The following is a 20,247-nucleotide window of genomic DNA, read 5'->3' as shown; positions in this document are numbered from 1 at the left end:
TGTGTGCGCCGCCGCCGTCAGGTCAGCGACGGACGCGCACGGTGATGCGCTCCTTGGCCCGGTCCAGTGCGGCGCTGCCGTTGTAGGTCACCGTCACCTTCTTGCGGCCCGTGCTGCCGAACGCCTTGAGCCGGATCGTGGCCTTGCCGTTCTTGAGCTTGACCTTGCGGGCCTTCTGGCCGGCGGCCTTGATGGTCACCGTGCCCGTGACGGGCACGCCGTAGGCGTTGCGCACGGTGACGCGGACCGTCGCCTTGGTACGGCGGACCTTGAGCGCCTTCGGCGAGGCCTTGACCCTGACGCTGACCTTGCCCTTGGCCACCTTCGCGGTGGGCGCCGAGGTCGCCGTCCCGTTGGTGTGGCCGGCCAGGGTGGCCGTGACCGTCACCGTGATCCGCTTGCCTGCCTGCGCCGCGGTGGGGCGGAACAGGGTGCCGGTGGCGCCGGCGATCGGCTTGCCGTCGGCGTACCACTGCCGGGCCAGGGCCGTCGGCGCCGGGTTCCAGGTGCCGTCGACAGCCCGCAGGGTCCGGCCGACCTGGGCGGTGCCCACGATCGTCGGCGGCGCGGTGTTGACCACCTCGGGCTCCGCGGCGGCGGCGAGGGCGATGGGCACCTGGATCTCGGTACCGGTGGTGGCGCCCACCAGCCGCAGGGTGGCGTCGGCGGGCAGCGTGGCCGGCAGGGTGATGCTCACCGAGGCCTTGCCGTACTGGTCGTAGACGGCGGTGCCGATGGTGTTGTCGACCGCGACGGTGCCGAGCGTGGTGTCGCCGAGCCGGACCTGGATCTCGCTGTCCTTGGCGTCGTCGGCGGTCGACATCGTCCACGAGGAGACGTCGAACGCGACCACGTCGCCGGGGCCGTAGACCGACGGTGCACCGGCGGGAAGGTTGATCCCCACCGCCCGCTGGCTGGCGTCGACCGGCAGCGGGGCCGTCTCGGTCGTGGCCTTCATGTAGTCGACCATCGCCTGCAGGTCCGACTTGCCGGTGTCGGCGGGACCGGAGCCCTTGGCGAGCTCGTGGAAGTTGTCGCCACCGGAGGCCAGGAAGGAGTTCACCGTCACCGAGTACGTCGCCGCCGGGTCGATCGGCACGCCGTCGAGCCACATCCCGGTGATCTCACCCGTGAACGTCGCCGTGCCGCCGACGGTCTCCGGCGTCTCGGTGTAGGTGTAGGTGAAGCCCTCGGAGACCCCGAGCCGCAGGAACGGGCGCGACGGCACGGCACCGGCGGTGGTGCGCTGCCACTGCTGCTCGAGCACCGTCTCGATCTGGGCCCCGGTGAGGTCCATGTTCACCAGGGTGTTGGCGAACGGCTGGACCACGGCCGCCTGCTTGTAGGTGAGCGCGCGGGCGTCACCGTCGACGGTGCCGGTCATGTCCTGGCGCAGGCCGCCGGGGTTCATGAAGGCGATCTGCGCCGAGCCGGACTCCGGCTTCTCCGTCGCCCAACGCTGGACCTCGGCGACGAGGTTGCCCAGCGTGGACTCCCCGCCACGGTTCTCGGTGGTGCCGTTGGCCAGCTTCGCGCGGTTGAACGGGGCCTCGATCTCCCCGATCACGACCTTGCCGCGCTCCTCGGCCTCCACGACCGCGGCGTCGACGATCGGCGTGACCGCGCCGTCGACCTCGAAGCCGGTGCCCGCGATGCCCACGATGTCCTGCGAGACCGCGACCAGCTCGTCGTCGCCGGCGTAGGTGAAGACCAGCTTGTTGAGGTTCTGGCCGTACTGCCCGGCCGAGACCACCGGACGCTCGGTGACCGCGCGCCCGTCCTGCTGCCACTCGGTCACGGGGAACGAGCAGTTGTAGGCGAGGTGGGTGTGGCCCGACACGATGGCGTCGACGTCGGCGGAGGTGTTCTGGGTGATGTTGCCCCACACGGTGGCCGGGTCGGTGAAGCTCGCCGAGGTGCAGTCCGTGCTCGGCGAGCCCTCGTGGACCAGCAGCACCACCAGGTCGACGCCGGTCTCCTTGAGCGCGGCGGCCTCGGCGTTGGCCGCCTCGACGATGTCGGTGACCGTGACGCCCTCGATGCCCGAGGGACTGACCAGGGTCGGCAGGTCCTCGGTGACGGCCCCGACGAAACCGACCTCGATGCCGTCCATCGTCTTGGTCCAGCGCTCGACGAGCTCGTCGCGACCGTCGGGCTCGGTGACGTTGGTGGCGAGGTACTCCCAGTCCGCGCGGTCCTGGATGCGACCGACGAGGTCCTCGTAGCCGGCGTCGAACTCGTGGTTGCCGACCGCGGAGACCTCCAGGCCGGCCTCGTTGAGCGCGTCGATGGTGGGCGCGTCCTCCTGGATGAAGGACTCGAACGTCGAGGCCCCGACCAGATCGCCGGCGGCGACGAAGACGGTGTTCGGGTTGTCGGCGCGCAGCTCCTTCACGGCCCCGGACAGCACCGAGGCACCCGCGCTGTCACCGCCCGAGGGCAGGATCCGGCCGTGGAAGTCGTTGGTGCCGACGACCTGGACGCGCTTGTAGGGACCGCCCACCGCGGGCACGTCGATGCCGACGATCTCCGGGTTGTGGTCGGAGGCCGCGAACGGCTGGTTCGGCTGCCAGAAGTCGGTGACGTTGTAGTTGTGGCGGCTGTACTGGAAGGCCACCGACTCGCTGGCGTTGATGTCCCAGACGTCGGACCCGGTGACCATGGCGACCGCCGCCTGGTTGCCGAGCACGTGGTCGAGCGAGCCCGAGAGCCCGGAGAAGGAGTAGGTCTCCTCACCGGGTGAGTCGATCAGCGCGTAGCCGCTCGACTCCAGGACCTGGATCGGCTGCTCACGGGAGTAGGAGTTGAAGTCGCCGGCGAGGAAGACCGCCTCGATGCCGCGGGCCTCGGCGAACTCGTCGGCGAACGCCGCCAGCCGGGTGGCCTGGCGCACGCGGTCGCCGTTGAACGCGCCCACGTCGGGGTCGTTGGCGTTGTCGCCGGTGGCCACGGGGTCGCTGTCGCCCTTGGACTTGAAGTGGTTGAGGACGACGGCGAACGCGTCGCTGTCCAGCGCCCCCTTCGCCTTGAACGCCTGGGCGAGCGGCTCGCGGGCGTTGGCGAACTCGGTGGTGCCGAACAGGATGTCGGAGCTGCCGACCGGCTCGACCTTCGCGGCCCGGTAGAGGAAGGCGGGCCGGATGACGTCCTGCTCGCTCACCGAGGCCGTCAGCGTCGCCTCACCGGGGCTGTGCACGAAGCGCCAGGTGCCGGCGCCGGCCTCCGCGTTGAGCGCCGCGACCAGGTAGCGCAGCGCGTCGTCACGGTCGACCTCGCCGAGCAGCTTGACCGAGCTCTCGATCTCCTGCAGCCCGACGATGTCGGCGCCCATGGTGTTGATGGCGGTGACGATCTTGGCGGTCTGGCGGGCCAGGCTCGCCGACGTCGCGGCGCCGCGCGGGCCGTTGCCCGCGTTCTTGCCGTCGGAGCCCACGACACCGCAGGTGTTGTTGCCGATCCGGTTGTTCGCGCGGTCGGTGTAGTAGGTGCACTGCGCGTTCACCGGAGGCGACTGCGCGGCGCCGGCGGCGACGTACGCCTCGCCGGTGGTGTTGAAGTAGTTGAGGACGTTGAACGTCGCGAGCTTCAGGTCGCCGCCGACGTCGCGCGGGGTCGCGTTGGCCGCCCGGGTGTCCTCGAACGTGACGGTGGTGTCGCCATCGTCGTAGACGGGGGCGGGCGGCTGGAACTTCCAGGTGTTGTTGCGGTACTCCAGGATCACCGGTCCGGCCAGGGTGGCGCGGGCGCCGACCCGGATCGGGTTGTCCGGGGTGAGCCACGGCAGCGGCTGGTTCTTGGCCGCGGTGTTCGTCAGGTAGTTGACCGCGGTGCCGTCGTCGAGCACGACCCCGCGGGCGGCGTTGTCGTCCTTGATGGCCTGCAGAGCGGCGGCGTCGCCGGGGGCGGCGAACTCCGTGGGCTGGCGCAGCGGCGTGCCGCCGGACGCGAGACCGATCTCGGCGAACGTGTTGAGGTTGTAGACGTTGGTGACGGTGAACTCGTCGTCGGTGGGCGCGAGCAGCATGCCCTCCTGCGCCTCGCGGCCGGTCTCCGTCCGCGGGTAGGCGATCTGCAGCGGCGCGACGGCGGGCAGCGCCGCGTCGAGCTCGACGACGCCGCCGGTGAACGGCGCGATCTGCGTGGTGCCGGAGAACTCCGAGACCAGGCCGGTGACGCGCACGGAGTCGCCGGTCGCGATGCCGGCGGGGGCGCCGGCGTTGCCGTAGTAGACGAAGATCGCGTCCGAGCGACCAGGCGTGGTGTCGGTCGCACCGCCGGTGCCGCCGGTCTGGACGTAGAAGCCGTCGTAGCCGTTGTTGGCGAAGGTCGGGTCGGCGTAGGAGCCGGTCACGACACCTTCGACCGTGACGGCCCTACCCTCCTGCGGCGAGGTGGCGCCGTTGCCCTGCACCGCGGCGATGGAGAGCGCCGCGGGGGCGTCCTCGACGACGACGGCGAAGCGCACGGTGTCCGTCTTGGCGGGTGTGGAGGAGTCGGTGGCGGTGGCGACCACCTCGGTGCGACCGACACCCGTCGACGTGCCGCTCAACACCCCGGCCGAGGACAGGGAGAGGCCGGCCGGCAGCGCCGCCGCGCTCCAGGTGTACGGCGCCTTGCCGCCGCTCGCCTTCAGGGTCAGCGCCGGCATCGGGACACCGACGTACGCGGTGACGTCCGCCTGGTCGGCCGCCTCGAAGACGTTGTCCTTGCTGTTCGTCGGCGTCATCGCGGCGGCGGCGAGGACGGCGAAGTCAGCGCTGTTGGAGTCGGTGTCGGCCGCGCCGGACCGGCTGATCGAGGTCGTGTTGGACGGGGCCGGGGCGGACGCCGCGCCCTCGAACACCGCCGCGGTGCCGAAGCCGACGAAGTCGACCACCGCGTCGTGGAAGGCCCACGGCGCGGCGCCGTTGGTCTGCGCTGCGATCCCCGTGGTGGTCGAGGCGAGGAAGACCTGACCGGCCGTGCCCGACAGGTTCAGCGTGCAAGCCGTGGTGTCCGCCGTCGGCAGCGGCCCGCCGTTGGCGCCGCCGGCGCACTGCACCAGGTAGTGCTTGCCCGCCGGCACGCTCACGTCCGGCAGCGCGAAGGTGTTCGCGGCGGCGGCCGTGTTGGCCGCGGCACGGTACTGCAGGCTGCTGCCGCCGAGCGCGATCGGCGCAGCCGTCGGGTTGAACAGCTCGACGTAGTCAGCGCTGTAGGTGGCGCCGCTGTTGCCGCCGCCGCCGTACACCTCGGTGATCACCAGGCCGGTGCCGGCGGGGTTCGCACTGGCCGGCGCGAGCTGCAGGGCGCTCAGGCCACCGGCGGCGAGCACCACGCTGAGGGATCCGAACAGGAGCTTCTTCACGGAACGCATCGGTCTTCTTCCGGGGTCGACAACGCACGGGGTCGCAGCGCTGGAGCCCGAGGAAGGCCCGCGTCACGGGGGAAGAAGGCTGACCCTAAGCCCGAAACCCACGTTCCTGACAAGAACCTGAGTGAAACTCTCGGAACATCGACGTGACAGCAGGGTGACCAGCACCCGGAGTCGAACGCCAGGGCTCAGCGTGCGGTGCCCGGCTCCGTCGCACGGCCACGACGCAGCGAGTCCCGTTGGCGCCACACGTCGCGGAAGAACTCGTAGCCCGACCACAGGGTCAGCACGAAAGCGGCGAGGAGCACCACGATCGCCAGCCCGTAGGTGATCTCGCCGGGGACCTCGAGCCAGCCGACCTTGTCGCCGACCTCGAGCAGCGGCAGGGTGAGCAGGCCCAGCGCGAGCGCCTGGGTGGCCGTCTTCCACTTGCCGCTGGCGGCGGCCGCGATCACCACGGACTTCAGCACCGACAGACGGAGCAGGGTCACCGACCACTCCCGCAGCAGCACGATCACGGTGATCGTCCACATCCACCAGGTGTCGGTGATGATCGAGATGCCGATGAAGGCCATCCCCGTGATCGCCTTGTCGGCGATCGGGTCGGCGATCTTGCCGAAGTCGGTGACCAGGCCGTACTTGCGTGCCAGGTCGCCGTCGATCTTGTCGGTCACCATCGCCACGACGAAGATCGCCCAGGCGATGAGGCGCCACAGCACCGAGTCGCCGCCGTCGTGCAGCAGCGCCCAGCCGAAGAACGGCACCATGACGATGCGCAGCGTGGTGAGCGCGTTGGGCACGTTCCAGTTGCTGGGCTTGGCCGTCGCCGGCTGTCCGGGCACCGGCTGTCCGGGCACCGGCTGTCCGGGCACCTGCGGCTCACGCCTGGTCTCGCTCATGCTCGCGCTCCTACCGGCTCGGCGATCAGGTCCACGCCGTCGCTGGCCACGACGGTGGCGGCGATGATGTCACCCACCTGGGCGTGCGGGACGCCGAGCACCCGGGTGGTGCCGTCGACCTCGGGGCCCTGCTGGCCGGCGCGGCCCTCGACGGTGCCGTCCCCGGTGCCGTCGGGGTCGATCTCCTCGACCAGCACCTCCACCACGGTGCCGATCCGCTCCTCGGCGCGGTCGCTGGTCAGCTCGCCGACCAGGTCGGTCAGGTGCTGCACCCGGGCGCGGATCTCGTCCTCGTCGTGCTTGTCGTCGAAGGAGGCGGCCTCGGTGCCGTCCTCGTCGGAATAGCCGAAGACACCGGTGACGTCCATCCGGGCGGCGACCAGGAAGTCGCACAGCGTCTGGAAGTCCGCCTCGGTCTCACCGGGGAAGCCGACGATCACGTTGGAGCGCACGCCCGCCTCCGGGGAGAGCGCGCGGACCTGGTCCAGCAGGCCGAGGAAGCTCTCAGGGTCGCCGAAGCGGCGCATCCGGCGCAGCACGCTCGCGCTGGCGTGCTGGAACGACAGGTCGAAGTACGGCGCCACACCGGGCGTGGTCGCGATGGCGCGGACCAGGCCCGGCCGGGTCTCGGCGGGCTGCAGGTAGGAGACCCGCACCCGCTCGACGCCGTCGATGGCGACCAGCTCGGGCAGCAGGGTCTCGAGCAGGGCGAGGTCGCCCAGGTCCTTGCCGTACGACGTGGAGTTCTCCGAGACCAGGAACAGCTCCTTGACGCCCTGCTCGGCCAGCCAGGCGGCCTCGGTGAGCACGTCGGAGGGGCGGCGGCTGATGAAGGAGCCGCGGAACATCGGGATCGCGCAGAAGGTGCAGCGGCGGTCGCAGCCGCTGGCCAGCTTCAGCGGCGCCATCGGTCCGGAGTCCAGGCGGGCGCGGAAGCCGGTGGTCTGCGAGCCGGGCACCGCGACGTCGGCGGACTGCCGCTCGGCCGGGGTGATCGGCAGCAGCAGGCGGCGGTCGCGCGGCGTGTGCGGGTGCGGGCGCTCGCCGGCGAGGATGGCACGCAGCCGGCCGGAGATGTCGTCGTAGTCGTCGAAGCCGAGCACCGCGTCGGCCTCGGGCAACGAGTCGGCCAGCTCGGCGCCGTAGCGCTCGGCGAGGCAGCCGACCGCGACCACGGCCTGCGTGCGCCCCGACTGCTTGAGGTCGGAGGCGGCGAGCAGGGTGTCGATGGAGTCCTTCTTGGCCGCGTCGACGAAGCCGCAGGTGTTGACCACCACGGTGTCGGCGTCCTCGGGGTCCTCGACGAGGGTGAAGCCGTCGGCCGCGAGCCGGCCGGCGAGCTCCTCGGAGTCGACGTCGTTGCGGGCGCAGCCGAGGGTCAGCAGGGCTACCGAGACGGGGGCGGGCGTGGTCGTCATGTCCCTGCGAGGATACCGGGGGTCCGGCCGGTGACAGGATTCGTCACCGCCCGGACGGGCCCCGTGCCTCTGCTGGATCGAGGTGGACCAGGTTCAGCGAGCGACCAGCGTCTTGGAGACCTCGGCGCCGATCTCGCCCAGCGGCTTCGCCTCGTCCTTGCCCAGGGCGTAGGTCACCGAGCCGTCGGAGCTCCAGATCCGCACCGGCGGCACGATGCGCAGCTCGGTGGTCTGGCCGAACGCCAGGTTGCCGTCGAAGGCGATCTGGCCGGAGCCGTCGCGCACCACCAGCTGCGCTCCCCCGCCCTTCGCGGTCAGCCTCACCCGCACCGGGTCGCCCTTGGCCGCGGCGGCCTTCGTCACGCCGCCGCTCTGGTTGAGCACCGGGGCCTTCGCGGTCGGCGCCGGGTCGCCCATCACCAGCTGCGCCACGGACCACACCAGCACCGCACCCATCACCGCGGCGATGAGCACCGACCAGTTGCGCCCGCCCCGGGTGCTGCGGATCGCACCGCCCGCACCGGTGGCAAGCTCGGACTCGAAGACGCGGCGCGGGTCGACGGGGGCGTGGGCGTAGCGCTCGTCGTACGCCGCGACCATCGGTCCGGCGTCCACGCCGAGCACCCGCGCCAGCGTGCGCAGGTGGCCGCGGGCGTAGAAGTCGCCACCGCAGGGGCCGAAGTCGTCGACCTCCATCGCCTCGATGACGTGCGGGCGGATCCGGGTCCGCTCGGAGAGCTGGTCGATGCTCAGCCGCAGCCGCTGCCGGGCGGCGACCAGGTCGGGACCGATCACCGGGTCCGCGGCGGGCTGCACGGCGAGGCCGGTCAGCACCACGGTCTCGTCGCCGAGCGGGGCGTCCGCGGCGGACGCACCGACGGGGGCGCCGGCCGGGATCGGGGCCATCGGGCCCGCGGTGGGCACCGGGCGGGCCGGCGTCTCGTGGTCCAGCTCGACGCGGGCCGGCAGCACCGTGGCGCGGCCAGGTGCCGGCGGCTCCTCCAGCACGATCTCGTCGGTGGTCTCCACGTCCGCGACGTGGGCGTCGGCGTGCTGGGCGGCACGGGCGGCGTCCCGGTCGCTCTGCTCCAGCCACGCCGGGGCCGCGAGCCGAATCTCGTCGGTGTCCTCGAAGTCCGACCGCTCCTCGTCGCGCTCGGCGCGCTGGTCGGTGCGCTGGTCGGTGCGCTGGTCGGCGTGGTCGTCGGCCTGCTGCTCGGTGGCCCTGCGGGCAGCCGCGACGCCGCCGAGGCCGGCCATCAGGCGCGCCGCGATGCCGCGCCGGGGCGCCTCGGCCGTGGGCGCCTGCTCGTCGGAGGGCAGCGCGTCGGAGGGCGAGACGTCGGAGGGCAGGTCGTCGGGGTGCAGCTCACTCAGCGGCGCCACGTCGTCTCCGCGGGCCTCGCCCCGGCCGTCCCAGCCGGTCTCGTCCTGGGCGTCGTGGGTGTCGTGGGTGTCGTGGGTGTCCTCGGCAGCGGGCGCGGCAGCGGGAGCCGCACCGGCCTCGGAGGCGGGGGCGGGGTCGGCGCTGGGGTCCTCGGGCTGCGCGAGACCGGGGACGACCTCGACGACGTCGGAGCGGCCGTCGGCCAGCTCGGCCAGGACGTCGCTGAGCGAGTCGGCCTCCACACCACGCACGGTGGTGGCCAGCGTCAGCGGCACCACGAGCTGCTGGTCGTCGTACCCGTCGACGAGGACGTGGCCGTCGCGCAGCCCCCGCCGCGGCAGGTGCTCCAGGCAGTCGATGTCGTCCCAGGCGATGCCGCGCCACAGCGCGCCGTGACGCAGCCGCACGCCGTGGTCGTCCGCGACGAGCAGCGGCGCACGGCCGTCGACGAGCGCCAGGAGGTGCACGAACGTGACCAGGGCCAGGACGCCGAACAGCAGCCAGTCCAGCGCGCTTCCGTCGCCGAACGCACGGACCCCGAAGGCCACCGTGAGCACGGCCGCGAAGCCGCCGGTCAGCGCGGAGAGCCCGACGTTGCGGCGGACCTCGATCTGCCGCTCGCCCGCGTCCCGCTGCGCGGACTGGGTGGTTCCCTCGGCCGCGCCGGCCTCGTGCTCGCCCGCTGCGGCGAGAACGCCGGCTTGGTCGGTGGGCACGCCGGTCGGGTTGCCGGTGTTGTGGTTGTCGTGCGTCATCGGGCTCACGCCTCCCCCTGGATGGTCGCGATCACGGAGTCGATCTCGTCGGGCTTGACCAGGACGTCGCGGGCCTTGGAGCCCTCGCTCGGCCCGACCACTCCCCTGCTCTCGAGGATGTCCATCAGCCGGCCGGCCTTGGCGAAGCCGACCCGCAGCTTGCGCTGCAGCATCGACGTGGAGCCGAACTGGGTGGACACGACGAGCTCGACGGCCTGGATCACCAGGTCCATGTCGTCGCCGATGTCGTCGTCGAGCACCTTGTTCGACGCCGCAGGCGCGGTGACGTCCTCGCGGTAGCTCGGCTCGAGCTGGGTCTTGCAGTGCTTGACGACCTGCTGGATCTCCTTCTCGGTGACCCAGGAGCCCTGCACACGGACCGGCTTGGAGGCGCCCATCGGCAGGAACAGGCCGTCGCCCTGGCCGACCAGCTTCTCCGCCCCCGGGGTGTCGAGGATGACGCGGGAGTCGGCGAGGCTGGAGGTGGCGAACGCCAGCCGCGAGGGCACGTTCGCCTTGATCAGGCCGGTGACCACGTCCACCGAGGGGCGCTGGGTGGCCAGCACCAGGTGGATGCCCGCGGCACGGGCGAGCTGGGTGATGCGGACGATCGAGCTCTCCACGTCACGCGGCGCGACCATCATCAGGTCCGCGAGCTCGTCGACGATGACCAGCAGGTAGGGGTACGGCGTGAGCACGCGCTCGCTGCCCGGCGGCACCTCGACCCTGCCCTCGCGCACGGCCTTGTTGAAGTCGTTGATGTGGCGGAACCCGAAGTTGGCGAGGTCGTCGTAGCGCTGGTCCATCTCGCGGCAGACCCACTCCAGCGCCTCGGCGGCCTTCTTGGGGTTGGTGATGATCGGGGTGATCAGGTGCGGCACGCCCTCGTAGGCGTTCAGCTCGACCCGCTTGGGGTCGACCATGATCATCCGCACCTCGTCGGGGGTGGAGCGCATCAGCACCGAGGTGATCATCGAGTTGATGAAGCTCGACTTTCCCGAGCCGGTGGCACCGGCGACGAGCAGGTGCGGCATCTTCGCCAGGTTGGCGACCACGAAGCCGCCCTCGACGTCCTTGCCGAGCCCGGTGATCAGCGGGTGGTGGTCGTTGCGGGCCACCGGCGAGCGCAGCACGTCACCCAGCGACACGATCTCCTTGTCGGAGTTCGGGATCTCCACGCCTACCGCGGACTTGCCGGGGATCGGGCTGAGGATGCGCACGTCCTCGGAGCCGACCACGTAGGAGATGTTGCGCTGGACGCCGAGGATCTTCTCGACCTTGACGCCGGTGCCCAGCTCGATCTCGTAGCGGGTGACCGTCGGGCCGCGGGTGTAGCCGGTGACGTGGGCGTCGACGTTGAACTCGTCGAGCACGGTCTGCAGCCGGGTCACGATCTCGTCGGAGGCCTTGGACCGCGCCCGGTGCGGGTCGCCGGGCTTGAGCACCGCGGCGTCGGGCAGCGTGTAGACGATGTCGCCGGACAGCGCCAGCTGCTCCACGCGCTGGGGCAGGTCGGCGTGCGGCGGCGGCTCGATCTCGCCGGTCTCCCCGGCGTCGGCGGTGCGCGCGGCGGCCGCGGCCAGGCCGCGCCCGGCCAGCGGGTCCACGCCGTCGAGGTCGACCTCGAAGTCCGCGTCGTCGTCGGCGAGCGGGGCGTCGATCGGCTCGAGCAGCTGCATCGACTCCTCGACGGCCTCGGCGTCCTTCTTGCGGCGGCGCTTGCGCTTCGGCTCGTCGACGAGCAGCGGGGTGTCGTAGGCGGGGTCGCCGGTGCGCTCGAACGCCTCGTCGAGGCTGAGCGACTGCGTGGCGTCGGGGTCGTCGTAGGAGGCCGGGCGGCCGAACAGGACCTCGCCGACCTCGCGGAGGCGGTCGGGGACGCGGTAGAGCGGGGTGGCGGTGATGACCAGCACCCCGAAGCAGGAGAGCAGGGCGAGCAGGCCGACCACGACCGCCGGGGAGCGGAGCAGGTCGACGAGCAGCGCGGAGACGACGTAGCCGATCGCGCCGCCGCCCTCGCGCAGCGCGGAGGTGTCGCCGGAGACGGGCTCGGGGCTGCCGTTGGCGATGTGGACGATCCCGAGGATCCCGAAGGCGAACGCCGACCAGCCGATCACCTGGCGCCCGGCGGGGCCGTTGCCGATCGGGTCGCGCATGACCCGCCAGCCGGCCAGCAGCAGCAGGAGCGGGACGAACCAGCCGATCTTGCCGACCGTGCCGGACACGGTGGCCCGGCTGAAGTCCATCACGCCGCCGGGGACCTCGAACCACACCGCGGCGGCCACGACGAGGGCGACGCCGCACAACAGCAGGCCGAAGCCGTCGCGGCGCTGCTCGGGCTCGATCTCCCGGGCGCCGTGGCCGATGCCGCGCGCGACCGCGCCGATGCCGTGGGCCAGGGCGAGCCACAGCGCGACCGCCCCGCGCGCGAGCGCGGTGAACGTGCGCAGGACCGGGCCGGGCCCGCTGCGCACGGCGCGCGGAGCCGGCCGGCCGGCCGAGGACTTCTTGGCCGGCGGCTTCTTCTTGGTGGTCGTACTCCGGGCACGCGAGCTGGTTGTCTTCTTCGCGCCTGAGGAGCGGGAGGAAGAGGTGGTCCTGCTGCGCGACCCCGGCGGGGAAGACGTACGGGTCGCCATGCTGACAACCTACCCAGAAGTCTCACCCGCCACAGGGACCACAGGAGTGCGTGTCTCCCACTCCCGAGCGGGCCGGACCGAGGCCGGTGCGACCGGACGGTCGGCGGCGCCGACTCAGCCGAGCGAGGACAGCCAGGGCGCCACGACGAAGGCGGTCGGCAGCGCCAGCACGGCGACCGCCGCGCACAGCACGCCCACGCCCTGCACCCTGTGCGGCTCGGAGTCGGCGAGCAGCTCGACGCGCTCGACCAGCCCCGCTCCCCCGGCCCCCATCGCGGCCGCCGGAGCGCGGCCGGCCGCCAGCTCGACGAGCGCCCGGGCGAGCGGGCGCGGGTCGCGCCCGTGCACGGCGGCACGGTCGGCGAGCACCTCGACGAGCAGCTTGACCTCGCCGAGCACGGTGCTGGAGGAGACCCAGCGCGGGAAGGCGCGGTGCAGCACGGAGAAGGCCTCGAGCACCAGGTCGTGCCGGGCGGCGAGGTGGGCGCGCTCGTGGGCCAGGACGGCGCGGTACTCGTCCCGGTCGAGGCGACCCAACGCTCCCGCCGACACGACGACCCGGGAGCCGGCGAGACCCGGCACGCAGTAGGCGACCGGCACGTCGTGCTCGAGCACCTGCACGCCGTCGCGGCGCTCGGCCAGCAGGTCGAGCTGCCGGCGGTGCCGGCGGCGCAGGGTCCGCAGCTCGGTGCCGACCCGGTGGCCACTGAGCAGCAGGCGGCCCGCCACGACGAGCGTGAGCAGCAGCGCCGTACCGGCGACGGCGTAGCCGAACGGCCCGGCGTCCTCACGCCAGCCGTCGCCCCAGGTGTGCTGGGTGACCAGGGAGAGACCCGCACCGAGGGCAGCGAGCACCGCGGCAGCCGCGATCGCCTGCCACAGCACCACGGCCGCGGCCGGGGTACGCCGCAGCGCGGTCCAGCGCACCAGCACCGCCGGCACGGGGCCGGCGAGCGCCAGGGCCAGGACGGCCAGCACGAGGGTCGTCATCGGCCTGTGGTCACCGGCCCAGGCGTGCCAGGGCCTCGCGCAGGGCCGCCACCTCGGCTGCGGTCGCGTCCTCGACGAAGGCGACCAGGGCAGCGGGGCTGTCGCCGGAGCCGAAGTCGTCCAGGGTGGCCCGCATCATCTCCGCCGTCATCTCACCGCGCGTCGCCGCGGCGCGGTAGCTGTAGGCGCGACCGTCGCGGTGCTGGTCGACCAGGTCCTTGCGCGCCAGCCGCTCCAGCACGGTCATCACGGTCGTGTACGCGATGGCGCGGTCAGCCGACAGCGCTGTGTGGACATCCCGCACCGTGGCACGCTGGAGGGGAGACAGACCCCACAGCACCTCGAGGACCGCCCGCTCCAGATCACCTAGCTTCTGAGCCCGCTTCCTCACCATGACGCTGATTCAACCACGACAACGCGTCGTACTACACTCCGTAGTGGTTTACTACGACGCGTAGTAGTTCTGGCTCCTCAGATTCTCCCAGCCAAGGAAGGCTTGCCATGGAGGTCGTTGACATCGCGCGGTGGCAGTTCGGGATCATCACCGCGTACCACTTCCTGTTCGTGCCGATCACCATCGGCCTGTCCGCGCTCATCGCGGTCTTCGAGACCCTGTGGCTGGTCAAGAAGGACGAGGCCTGGCTGCGGCTCACGAAGTTCTTCGGAAAGCTCTTCCTGATCAACTTCGCCATCGGTGTCGTCACCGGCATCGTCCAGGAGTTCCAGTTCGGGATGAACTGGTCGGACTACAGCCGCTTCGTCGGCGACGTCTTCGGCGCGCCGCTCGCGATCGAGGGACTGCTGGCGTTCTTCCTGGAGTCGACGTTCCTCGGCCTGTGGATCTTCGGCTGGGACAAGCTCCCCCGCGCCCTGCACGCCGGGTGCATGTGGCTGGTGCACATCGGCACCCTCGCCTCGGCGTACTTCATCCTGGCTGCGAACTCGTGGATGCAGCACCCCGTCGGGCACACCTACAACGCCGAGACCGGGCGCGCCGAGCTCACCGACTTCGGCGCGGTGATGTTCAACAAGGTCCAGCTCGTGGCGTTCCCGCACGTGGTCACCGCCTGCTACATGACCGCGGGCGCGTTCGTGCTCGGTGTCTGCGCCTTCCTCTACCTGCGCAACCGCCGGGCGGCGGACGCCGCGGAGGCCGCGGCCGAGCGCGCCGGCGAGGCCGTCACCGTGACCGCGGCGGGGACGGTCGCCGGAGCCGGAACCGACACGCTGGACGGCACTGGTACCGGTGCCGACGAGGGCGCCAAGGGCGGCACGGCCGTCGGGGTCGCCGAGAGCCGCCGGCGCGACGCCGAGCTGTACCGCAAGGGCCTGCGCCTGGGTGCCGTGATCACGCTGATCGCCGGCCTCGCCGTCGCCATCACCGGCGACCTGCAGGGCAAGGTGATGACCGAGGTGCAGCCCATGAAGATGGCCGCGGCCGAGGGTCTCTACGAGACCTCGGACAAGTGCGCGCCGTTCTCGATCCTCACCCTCGGCACGCCCGACGGCAAGGAGGAGAAGTTCGCCATCACGGTCCCCTGCCTGCTCTCGTTCCTGGGCACCGGCAGCTTCGACGGCACCGTGGAGGGCATCAACCCGCTGCGCGAGAAGTACGAGAAGGAGTACGGCACCGACCCCGGTGCGGCGTACTACACCGTCGACGACTACGTGCCCGTGATCCCGATCGCCTACTGGTCGTTCCGGTTCATGATGGGCCTCGGCGTGGCGGCCGCCGTGCTCGCCGGCGCGCTGCTGTGGCTCACCCGCCGCGGTCGGGCGCCGACCTCGCGCTGGTGGAGCGTGCTGGCGCTGGGCACCCCGGTCATGGTGGTGTTCGCCAGCACCGCCGGCTGGATCTTCACCGAGATGGGCCGCCAGCCGTGGGTGGTCTACGGCCTGATGACCACCGAGAACGCGGTCTCGCCCGGCGTCTCGCTCACCGAGGCCTGGATCTCGCTGATCGCCCTGGTGAGCATCTACGCCGTGCTGGCCGTGGTCGAGATCGGGCTGCTCGTGCGCTACGTCAAGAAGGGCGCCGAGCCGTTCGCCGAGCCACCGAACCCCGGCAAGGACACCGACACCGACGACGACGCCCCGCTGGCGTTCGCGTACTGAGCCCGGCGCTGAATCGCAGAAGAGGAAGACCATGGAGCTCACCACCGTCTGGTTCATACTGATCGCCGTTCTCTGGGTCGGCTACTTCGTCCTCGAGGGCTTCGACTTCGGTGTCGGCATGCTGCTGCCCGTCCTCGGCCGCAACGAGACCGAGCGGCGCGTCATGATCAACACGATCGGTCCCGTCTGGGACGGCAACGAGGTCTGGCTGCTCGTCGCCGGCGGCGCCACGTTCGCCGCCTTCCCCGAGTGGTACGCCACGTTGTTCAGCGGGTTCTACCTGCCGCTGCTGCTCATCCTGCTCGCGCTGATCGTGCGCGGCGTCGCCTTCGAGTACCGCCACCAGCGTCCCGAAGCGTTCTGGAAGCGGCGCTGGGACATCGCGATCATCGTCGGCTCCTTCGTGCCCGCTGTGCTGTGGGGCGTGGCGTTCGCCAACATCGTCGCGGGGGTCCCGATCGACGCCGACAAGGAGTACGTCGGCGACCTGTTCACCCTGCTCAACCCGTTCGGCCTGCTCGGCGGCCTCACCACCCTGCTGCTCTTCGCCACCCACGGCGCGATGTTCGTGGCGCTGAAGACCGACGGCGAGATCCGCCACCGCGCCCGGGCGCTGGCCATCCGCCTGGGCCTGGCCTCGGCGCTGGCCGCGGTCGTGTTCCTGCTCTGGACACAGGCCAAGACGGGCTCGTTCGCCTCGGGCGTGGCGTTCACGCTCGCGGCGCTCGCCCTGCTCGGCGGGATCGCCGTCGCGCTGCGGGGCCGGGAGGGCTGGGCGTTCACCGGCACCTTCTTCGCGATCGGGCTCGCCGTCGCCGGCCTGTTCCTGGCGCTGTTCCCCGACGTGATGCCCTCGTCGCTCGACCCGGCGTGGTCGCTGACCACCACCTCGGCGGCCGCGACGACCTACACGCTCAAGATCATGACCTGGGTCGCGGCGATCTTCACCCCGGTCGTGCTCGGCTACCAGGCGTGGAGCTACTGGGTGTTCCGCAAGCGCATCTCCACCGACCACATCCCGGTCGACGACCACGCCGAGGTCGCAGGCACCGCATGAGGCCGTTGGACGCGCGGGTCCGACGCCACCTGGGAGTCGCCAAGGCTCCCCTGAGCGTGGTCCTGGCCGGCAACGTCGTGGTGGCCGTCCTGGTGATCGCGCAGGCCTACGCCGTGGCGGTGCTCATCGCCCGGCTGCTCGCCGGCGGCGCCTGGCAGGGCGCCGCCGGCTGGCTGCTGGCGATCACCGCCGGCCGGGCCGTGGCCGGGTGGGCGGTCGATGTGGCCGCCGCCCGCGCCTCGGCCAGGGTCGGCGAGCACCTGCGCGTCACCGCCACCCGGGCGGCGCTGACGTTGCCCCCGCACACGGCGGCCGCGCGCCGCACCGGCGAGCTGACCGCGCTCGTCACCCGCGGCGCGGGCGCCGTCGAGCCTTACCTCACCCGCTACCTGCCGACGCTGGTGCTGGCCGGTGTGCTGCCCGCGATGACCCTCGTCGCGATCGCGGTCACCGACCTGTGGGCGGCCCTCGTCGTGCTGCTCACCTTGCCGCTGGTCCCGGTCTTCGCCGTCCTCATCGGCCTCACCACCCGTGACCGTGCGGACCGGCAGTGGCGCCGCATGGCCGACCTCGCCGGGCACTTCCTCGACGTGGTCCGCGGACTGCCCACGCTGGTGGCGAACAACCGCGGCGAGGCACAGGTGGCCACCGTGCGCACCGTGACGCACCGCTACCGCAAGGCCACGCTGGAGACGCTGAAGCTGGCCTTCGCCTCCTCAGCCGTCCTCGAGCTCATCGCCACCATCTCGGTGGCCCTCGTCGCCGTGCTCGTCGGGCTCCGGCTCGCCGCCGGTGGCCTGGACCTGCAGACCGCACTCATCGTCCTGCTGCTGGCGCCCGAGGCGTACTGGCCCTTGCGTCGCGTCGGCGCCGAGTTCCACGCCGCCGCAGAGGGCACCGCCACCTTCGAGGCCATCCACGAGCTGACCGAGCTCGCCGCCGACGGCGGCGCCCCTTCCCAGACTGCCGCTGCCGGTGCCCGTGCTGCTGGGGCTGCGGCGTCCGCGGGGCTGCCGCAGCGGGGGGACCTCGTGCTGGAGGACCTCGACCTCGCCTGGCCCGACCGGGAGCCGGTGGTGCGTGGGCTCAGCGCCCGCATCGAGCCCACCGGCCTGACCGTGATCACCGGCCCCTCGGGCAGCGGGAAGTCGACGCTGCTGCAGGCCGTCCTCGGTGAGCTCTCCCCCGCCGCCGGCCGGATCCGGTACGGCGAGGAGGTCCTCGCCGGCGCGGACGTCCTCGCCGAGTGGCGCACCCGGGTCGCGCAGGTGCCGCAGCGGCCCTGGCTGACCCCGGGCACCGTCGCCGAGAACCTGCGGATCGCCGACCCCGAGGCCACAGACGCGGACCTGTGGCGCGCCCTCGAGGCGGTGCACCTGGCCGAGACGGTCACGGCGCTGCCCCAGGGCCTCGCCACCCCGCTGGGCGACGACGGTGCCGGACTCTCCGCCGGTCAGCGCGCCCGGCTGGCGCTGGCCCGGGTCGTGCTGGCGGACCGGCCCGTGGTGGTGCTCGACGAGCCCACCGCGCACCTCGACGCCGAGACCGAGCAGGTGCTCGTCGAGACCCTGCGCGACCTCGCCCGCACCCGCTGCGTCATCGCCGTCGCGCACCGTGCCGCGCTCGTCGACGCCGCCGACCACGTGCTGGCAGTGCCCGGCGCCGAGCCGGCCGCTACCGAGCAGGCCGGTGCTGAGCCGGCCGGTGCTGGTCTCCGGGCGGAGCCGGCGATCGACGCGGTCGCTGCGGTGGCGTCGGGTCGCACCGCGGGGTCTCTCGACCTGGCCGCTGCGGCCGGGGCCACCGCGCCCGCGCCGGCACCCGTGCCGCACCGTGTGCCGCAGTCGGTCGGCACCCGGCCGGCGGGCGCCCGGGACCAGACCGAGCGCGAGGCCGCGGCGGCGAAGGACGAGCAGGACGTCGTACGACGGGGGCGGTGGCCGCTGGCCGTGGTGCTCAGCGTGCTGGCCTCGGTCTCGGGCGTGGCGTTGACCGCGACCGCCGGCTGGCTGATCGCCCGCTCGGCCGAGCAGCCGCCGGTGATGATGCTGACGCTGGCGATCGTGGGCGTGCGCACGTTCGGCCTGGCGCGGCCGGTGCTGCGCTACGCCGAGCGGCTGGTCTCGCACGACGTCGCGCTCGGCGAGCTCGCCGAGCGCCGGGCCGGGCTGTACGGCGCCCTCGTCCCCCTGGTGCCCGCGCGCACCGGGCGGCGCGGCGAGGCGCTGTCCGGGCTGGTCGACGACGTGGACGCGCTGCTCGACGACCGGCTGCGGGTCCGGATCCCGCTGTGGACCTGGGTCGGCGTCGGGGTGATCGCGATCGGGTTCACCGCGTGGCTGCTGCCTGTGGCGGCCCTCGTGATCGGCGGGGTCGTCCTCGTCGGGGCACCGGTGTTCTGGCTGGCCCGGTTCGGGGCCGGGCGGGCCGAGCCCACGCTCGTCCGGGCGCGCGGGGAGCTCGGCCGCGACGTGCACGACGCGCTCGGCTCCGCGCGCCAGCTGGTGCTGTGGCAGGCGACCGGCAGCGTGCTGGCCCGGTTGACCCAACTCACCCACACCCTGTCCCGCGCCGCGACCGCTTCGGCGACCGCGGTCGCGAGCGCCCGGGCACTGGTCGTGCTCAGCGCCGGGCTCGGTGTGGTCGGGGCGGCCGCCGTGGGCGCCGGGCCGCTGGAGGCCGGCGAGATCTCGGCGCCGATGCTCGCGCTGCTGGTGCTGGTGCCGCTGGCAATGGCCGACGTCACCGGCCCGCTGGCCGACGCCGGCGCGCTGCAGGTGCGCACCCGCGCCGCCGGCGAGCGGCTCGCCGAGCTGACCGCACGCACCCCGGCGGTCACCGACCCCGCGCACCCGGTCCCGCTCGGCGCCGGACCAGTCCCCGTCCGGCTGCAGGACGCGGCCGCCGGCTGGGACGAGCGCACCGTGCTGCGCCACCTTGACCTGGACCTGGAGCCCGGCGTCCGGATCGGCGTCACCGGCCCCTCGGGCTCCGGCAAGTCGACGCTGGCGGCGGTGCTGATGCGCTTCTTGCCGGTGCAGGCCGGCCGGCACACGGTCGCCGGCATCGACGTCGACGAGCTGACGATGGCGGCGGTGCGCGAGCGGGTCGGGCTGATCGACGACGACCCCTACGTGTTCGCCTCGAGCGTGGTGGAGAACGTCCGCCTCGCCCGGCCCGACGCGGACGACGCCGCCGTCGCTGCCGCCCTGCGGGCCGCGCACCTCGGTGCCTGGCTGGACGCGCTGCCCCGCGGCATGGCCACCCGGATCGGTGAGGGTGGCGCCGCGGTCTCCGGCGGCGAGCGGGCCCGGCTCGGCCTGGCCCGGGCGCTGCTGGCCGACAAGCCCGTCCTGGTGCTCGACGAGCCGACCGCCCACCTGGACGCCGCGACCGCCCGTGCCGTCGCCGACGACCTGCTCGCCGCCTCGACCCAGGGCACCGCGCCCCGCAGCCTGCTGTGGATCACCCACGACGGTGTAGGCCTCGCTGCGATGGACCACGTCCTCGAGCTCACCGCCACCGGAGAGTCCGTCGGAGCCCCGGGGTCGGGGACAACACCTGGTGGGGCGTCGAATCACCCCTCGTGGTCCGTCGAATCACCAGTTGTGGTCCGCTGAGTCACCTCTGGTGG

The 20,247-nt window shown here is 72.6% G+C and carries 10 protein-coding genes; 3 read left to right on the top strand and 7 right to left on the bottom strand.

Features of this window, described 5'->3' with window-relative positions; all coding sequences use genetic code 11:
* Window positions 1-22: 22 nt before the first annotated feature.
* The 7 genes from KG111_RS07410 to KG111_RS07380 form a co-directional block, all read right to left on the bottom strand.
* Window positions 23-5,356 (bottom strand): ExeM/NucH family extracellular endonuclease, encoded by a 5,334-nt coding sequence (locus KG111_RS07410; protein WP_205291395.1) that lies wholly within the window; start codon window positions 5,354-5,356, stop codon window positions 23-25.
* A gap of 185 nt (window positions 5,357-5,541) precedes the next feature.
* Window positions 5,542-6,252 (bottom strand): CDP-diacylglycerol--glycerol-3-phosphate 3-phosphatidyltransferase, encoded by a 711-nt coding sequence (pgsA, locus tag KG111_RS07405; protein ID WP_205291396.1) that lies wholly within the window; start codon window positions 6,250-6,252, stop codon window positions 5,542-5,544.
* On the bottom strand, window positions 6,249-7,670 hold the full coding sequence (gene rimO, locus KG111_RS07400; protein ID WP_205291397.1) for a 30S ribosomal protein S12 methylthiotransferase RimO: 1,422 nt from the start codon (window positions 7,668-7,670) through the stop codon (window positions 6,249-6,251). The genes pgsA and rimO overlap by 4 nt, the downstream gene beginning before the upstream one ends.
* Window positions 7,671-7,763: 93 nt before the next feature.
* The gene (locus KG111_RS07395) at window positions 7,764-9,812 is read right to left on the bottom strand and encodes a helix-turn-helix domain-containing protein (RefSeq protein WP_205291398.1); all 2,049 of its coding nucleotides are present in this window, start codon (window positions 9,810-9,812) and stop codon (window positions 7,764-7,766) included.
* Between the two features lie 5 nt (window positions 9,813-9,817).
* Complete coding sequence (locus KG111_RS07390; protein ID WP_205291399.1) at window positions 9,818-12,451, bottom strand: FtsK/SpoIIIE family DNA translocase; 2,634 nt, start codon at window positions 12,449-12,451, stop codon at window positions 9,818-9,820.
* Window positions 12,452-12,565: 114 nt separating this feature from the next.
* Entirely contained in the window at window positions 12,566-13,441 is an 876-nt protein-coding gene (locus KG111_RS07385) for a M56 family metallopeptidase (protein WP_205291400.1), read from the bottom strand.
* A gap of 10 nt (window positions 13,442-13,451) precedes the next feature.
* Window positions 13,452-13,835: a BlaI/MecI/CopY family transcriptional regulator gene (locus KG111_RS07380; protein WP_205291401.1), complete on the bottom strand. Its 384-nt coding sequence runs from the start codon at window positions 13,833-13,835 to the stop codon at window positions 13,452-13,454.
* A gap of 107 nt (window positions 13,836-13,942) precedes the next feature.
* Between KG111_RS07380 and KG111_RS18460 the strand changes: the two genes are divergently transcribed.
* From KG111_RS18460 to cydD, 3 genes are read left to right on the top strand one after another with little or no spacing between them, the layout of a single operon-like run.
* Window positions 13,943-15,556, top strand: a complete 1,614-nt coding sequence (locus KG111_RS18460) for a cytochrome ubiquinol oxidase subunit I (RefSeq protein ID WP_205291402.1) — start codon at window positions 13,943-13,945, stop codon at window positions 15,554-15,556.
* A 31-nt stretch (window positions 15,557-15,587) separates the two neighbouring features.
* The gene (cydB, locus tag KG111_RS07370) at window positions 15,588-16,613 is read left to right on the top strand and encodes a cytochrome d ubiquinol oxidase subunit II (protein ID WP_205291403.1); all 1,026 of its coding nucleotides are present in this window, start codon (window positions 15,588-15,590) and stop codon (window positions 16,611-16,613) included.
* The gene (cydD, locus tag KG111_RS07365) at window positions 16,610-20,233 is read left to right on the top strand and encodes a thiol reductant ABC exporter subunit CydD (RefSeq protein ID WP_240195688.1); all 3,624 of its coding nucleotides are present in this window, start codon (window positions 16,610-16,612) and stop codon (window positions 20,231-20,233) included. Before cydB ends, cydD begins: the two co-directional genes overlap by 4 nt.
* The last annotated feature ends 14 nt before the right edge of the window (window positions 20,234-20,247 follow it).

This window comes from Nocardioides faecalis, assembly GCF_018388425.1.
In the GTDB taxonomy this organism is placed as follows: domain Bacteria; phylum Actinomycetota; class Actinomycetes; order Propionibacteriales; family Nocardioidaceae; genus Nocardioides; species Nocardioides faecalis.
Note: the sequence above shows the minus strand (reverse complement) of the source record. Positions and strands in the feature narration are given on the sequence as shown.

Bases quoted from the DNA above. Each gene is read 5' to 3' on its own strand.
- KG111_RS07410 (WP_205291395.1), bottom strand. From the start codon at position 5,356: ATGCGTTCCGTGAAGAAGCTCCTGTTCGGATCCCTCAGCGTGGTGCTC.
- pgsA (WP_205291396.1), bottom strand. From the start codon at position 6,252: ATGAGCGAGACCAGGCGTGAGCCGCAGGTGCCCGGACAGCCGGTGCCC.
- rimO (WP_205291397.1), bottom strand. From the start codon at position 7,670: ATGACGACCACGCCCGCCCCCGTCTCGGTAGCCCTGCTGACCCTCGGC.
- KG111_RS07395 (WP_205291398.1), bottom strand. From the start codon at position 9,812: ATGACGCACGACAACCACAACACCGGCAACCCGACCGGCGTGCCCACC.
- KG111_RS07390 (WP_205291399.1), bottom strand. From the start codon at position 12,451: ATGGCGACCCGTACGTCTTCCCCGCCGGGGTCGCGCAGCAGGACCACC.
- KG111_RS07385 (WP_205291400.1), bottom strand. From the start codon at position 13,441: ATGACGACCCTCGTGCTGGCCGTCCTGGCCCTGGCGCTCGCCGGCCCC.
- KG111_RS07380 (WP_205291401.1), bottom strand. From the start codon at position 13,835: ATGGTGAGGAAGCGGGCTCAGAAGCTAGGTGATCTGGAGCGGGCGGTC.
- KG111_RS18460 (WP_205291402.1), top strand. From the start codon at position 13,943: ATGGAGGTCGTTGACATCGCGCGGTGGCAGTTCGGGATCATCACCGCG.
- cydB (WP_205291403.1), top strand. From the start codon at position 15,588: ATGGAGCTCACCACCGTCTGGTTCATACTGATCGCCGTTCTCTGGGTC.
- cydD (WP_240195688.1), top strand. From the start codon at position 16,610: ATGAGGCCGTTGGACGCGCGGGTCCGACGCCACCTGGGAGTCGCCAAG.